Origin of the sequence: Arthrobacter sp. (assembly GCF_030540645.1) — a bacterium.
Lineage (GTDB): Bacteria > Actinomycetota > Actinomycetes > Actinomycetales > Micrococcaceae > Specibacter.
Window position 1 is genome coordinate 1 of the sequence record NZ_JAUNVV010000143.1, and the last position, 3,432, is coordinate 3,432.

The following is a 3,432-nucleotide window of genomic DNA, read 5'->3' on the forward strand; positions in this document are numbered from 1 at the left end:
CGAACCAGCACCTCACCGGGGCCCGGCTCGGGCACATTGGCGGATGAAATCCTAAAATTCCGGGCCTCAACAGAACCGTCCGGATAGCTGTCCAACTGCACTTCGAGAGTTTCCATGAATCCAGCGTATGCCACCGTGCATGGACGACGGCGGTGGGCCGGCCGGAGGTATTCCCGGCCCACCGCCGCCGTGGGTTAGCTGCCGAGCAGCAGAGGGCCCCAGCCGCCGCTGCCGATCTGAGTTGGGGTGCCCCAGCCGTTCTTGACCATGGGGTAGTGCAACAGGTTCCCTGCGGATGTTCGGGCGAGGATGCCCTGGCTGCCCGTTCTGACGTGGCCGCTGATGCCGGAGAGGTGCGTCATGGCGCCCCAGCCGGTGCCGACCACGCGGCGGGCCTCGCTGATAAAGCCGCCGTTGCCCGTCCCCCGGTAGAGGAGCAACTGGCCGGCAGCGTTCCGAGCGAGCAAGTCCTGGCGGCCGTCGCCGTCAAAGTCGGAACCCATGATGGTCAGCGGGCCCCACCCCGTGCCGATCCGGGTCTGTGTGCCGAACCGTGCGCCGTCGAGGTTGGGGTAGAGACTCAATTCGCCGGTGACGCGCTGCTTGGCGAGGATGGAGGGCAACTTGTCGCCGCTCCTCCAAGCGGTGACCACGATGTCGAACGGGGCCCAGCCGTGGCCGATAGCGCTAATCGGTGCGAACGTGCCATTTGACTGGCCGTAGCTGACCGTCAGGCGGCCGTCCTTCCACACGGCCACAAGATCCTGACGCCCGTCGCCGTTGTAGTCGGTGACTACGAGTTGCTGCGCGCCGGACCAGCCGTCAGAGACGAACTTGCGCTGCCACAGGTCACCGCCCTTGGCCGAGGGGTAGATGTACAGGCTGCCAGCAGCGTCCACGGCCGCCACATCCCCCGCAGTTACCACTGCGGCGGAGTTGGGCTGTGGCAGTGGTTGGGGTTGCGGATTCCGCGAGTCGGGGTAACCAGCCAAGTTTCCCACCACCGTGGTCATACCGCCCCAGCCAGCTTGTGTGGACTTGACGTAGCCCAGGCCCAAGTCCGTGGCGCGCTTGTCGAGTATCGCCGCCCTGTGCGAGGGGGAACCCATCCACCAGTCGACCACCTGCTGGGGAGTTCCGTTGATCGCGATGACCTCTGAGTACATGTCGTAACCCTGGGGCAGGATCGAGGCGCCAGCATCCGGGCGGTGGACATTGTTCAGGTCCAGCGTATTGGCATTGATCTGCCCGTTCAGGTTCGCCGCCCACTGCTGCGAGCCGGCGCCGATTGACCGGCTGATAGCAAGCTGCCTGGCGCCGTTGGCGATACGGTAGCCGTTGATAGCGGTGATCACCTGCCCGACGAACGCGTCATTGGCAGCTGGTGCGGCGAACGGATTCGCCACCCCGGCAAGAGGTGCGGCAAGTGGTGCGGCGAGGGGGAGCGCAGTGCCTTCGGGAGGGGACGTGGCGACGGACCCGAAAGGTTGATGGGTGGGCGTGGCCGTTTCCGCAGGCGATTCAGCAGGTGCTGTTGTGGCCGGTGTTGCGGCTTGCTCGGCTGCAGGAGGCGTCGCTTCGTTCGCCGTAGCGCTCGGTGCCGTAGTGGCAGGCAGCATGGCAGGCACTATGGCAGGCGCAGTGGCCGGAACTGTGGCTGCGGGAGTGGGGGAGATGCTTGAGGAGACGGATGGCGGGGCCGTTGCTTCCGGGGCGGCTGTGGCGGGGCCAATGCCGGAGATGATGATGGCGGCCGTGACGGCGGAGGCGATGGAAAGCCCAGTGATTTTTCGCAAAGTTGAGACCTAGCTGAGGTGGACAGGGGACGTAGGGCACGAGTGCCCCCATCGATACTAGCCTCGGTATGTTCTCCATCACAATTACTTACGTACAGAGACCTGCCATAAATGGTTAAACACGTGTGGGGGCTGCTGTACTTTTGGCAGCAACCCCCACACAATTGGCTCGTTAGAGGCCCAAGTCGGCGTCGAACGCCCCGCCACTCAGTCTTGAGGCAACCGTTTGCAGGAACCTGCCTGCATCGGCGCCGTCGACGATCCTGTGGTCGTACGTCAGGCACAGGTACATCATGTGACGGATGGCCAGCACGTCCCCGCCATCCGGGCCGGCAACGGCCACGGGCCGCTTGACAATGGCACCAACGCCGAGGATTCCCACCTGCGGCTGGTTGATGATCGGAGTGTCAAACAACGCCCCGACCGAACCGATGTTGGTGATGGAGAACGTGCCGCCGCTGAGCTCGTCGGCCTTGATGGAGCCGTTGCGGGTTCGTGTCGCCACGTCTGCGATGCCAGCAGCCAGTCCCGCCACGTTGAGTGCCCCGGCGTCGCGCACCACGGGAACCAGCAGCCCCCTGGGCCCGTCCACCGCAAAGGCGAGGTGTTCGGCGTCGTGGTAGGCGATGGTGCCAGCGGCCTCATCAAAAGCAGCATTGAGCATTGGATGGACCTGCAAAGCCTCGGCCACAGCCTGGGCGATGAACGGCAGGAACGTCAGTTTCACCCCGTGCGCTGCGGCAAAGGGAGCCTTTGCTCGTTCACGCAACCGCACAATCGCAGTCATGTCGACCTCGTGCACCTGCGTCAGCTGGGTGGAGGTGTCCAAGGACTCGCGCATGCGCTTGGCAATGACGGATCGAATGGGCGACGCCTTCACAACAGTGCCGCGCAGGCTTGCTGGAGCCGTTGTTCCTGCCGTGGGTGTAGCAGCCGCCGGAGCAGCATGCACGACGGCGGGACTTGCCGCAGGTGTCGACGCGGCAGCAGCCGCTGCCTTCACATCCGCACCGCGAACACGCCGGCCAATGCCGGTGCCCGTCACCGTGGACAGGTCAACTCCAAGCTTGCGTGCCAGCTTGCGCACGAGCGGAGTGACATAACCGGTCGATTTTGCAGAGGCCACCGCGGGTGACACCACCGGTGCCGGAGCGGCAACAGGGGTGGGCGCGACCGGCGGCGGAGGAGCCGACGGGGTCTCGACAAGCTCGACCAGCGGCGGAGCGGGGGTTTCCGTAGGCGGCGTCAGGGAGGCCGAGGCCGCCCGCGGCCGACTGGCCGGAAAGCCGCCGAGGGAATCCCGGTCCACCGGGGCCCCGGGGTCGACCGGTGCTGCACCTGCGGCGGAGATGATGGCCAGGACGGAGCCGACTTCGGCGACCTCGTCCTCGGCCACCAGGATGCTGTGCAGGATCCCTTCGAAAGGGGAGGGGATTTCCGTGTCCACCTTCTCGGTGGACACCTCCACCAGGGGCTCATCCAAGGCCACGGTGTCCCCGACGGCTTTCAGCCAGCGCGTGACAGTGCCTTCGGTGACGCTTTCCCCAAGTGCAGGCAGCAGCAGGGACTCAGACATCCGCAGGCCGCTCCACAGTGATGTCGCCGCGGCGCAGGAGCTTGCCTGTGGGGGTGATGC

General features: G+C 65.7%; 2 protein-coding genes. Both read right to left on the reverse strand.

Annotated features, from left to right (window positions below; translation table 11 throughout):
- Positions 1-194 precede the first annotated feature (194 nt).
- The gene (locus Q4P21_RS15970) at positions 195-1,796 is read right to left on the reverse strand and encodes an FG-GAP-like repeat-containing protein (protein WP_303389706.1); all 1,602 of its coding nucleotides are present in this window, start codon (positions 1,794-1,796) and stop codon (positions 195-197) included.
- 172 nt (positions 1,797-1,968) lie between these two features.
- The coding region (gene sucB / locus Q4P21_RS15975) for a 2-oxoglutarate dehydrogenase, E2 component, dihydrolipoamide succinyltransferase (protein ID WP_303389707.1) at positions 1,969-3,432 on the reverse strand (1,464 nt) is incomplete at its 5' end.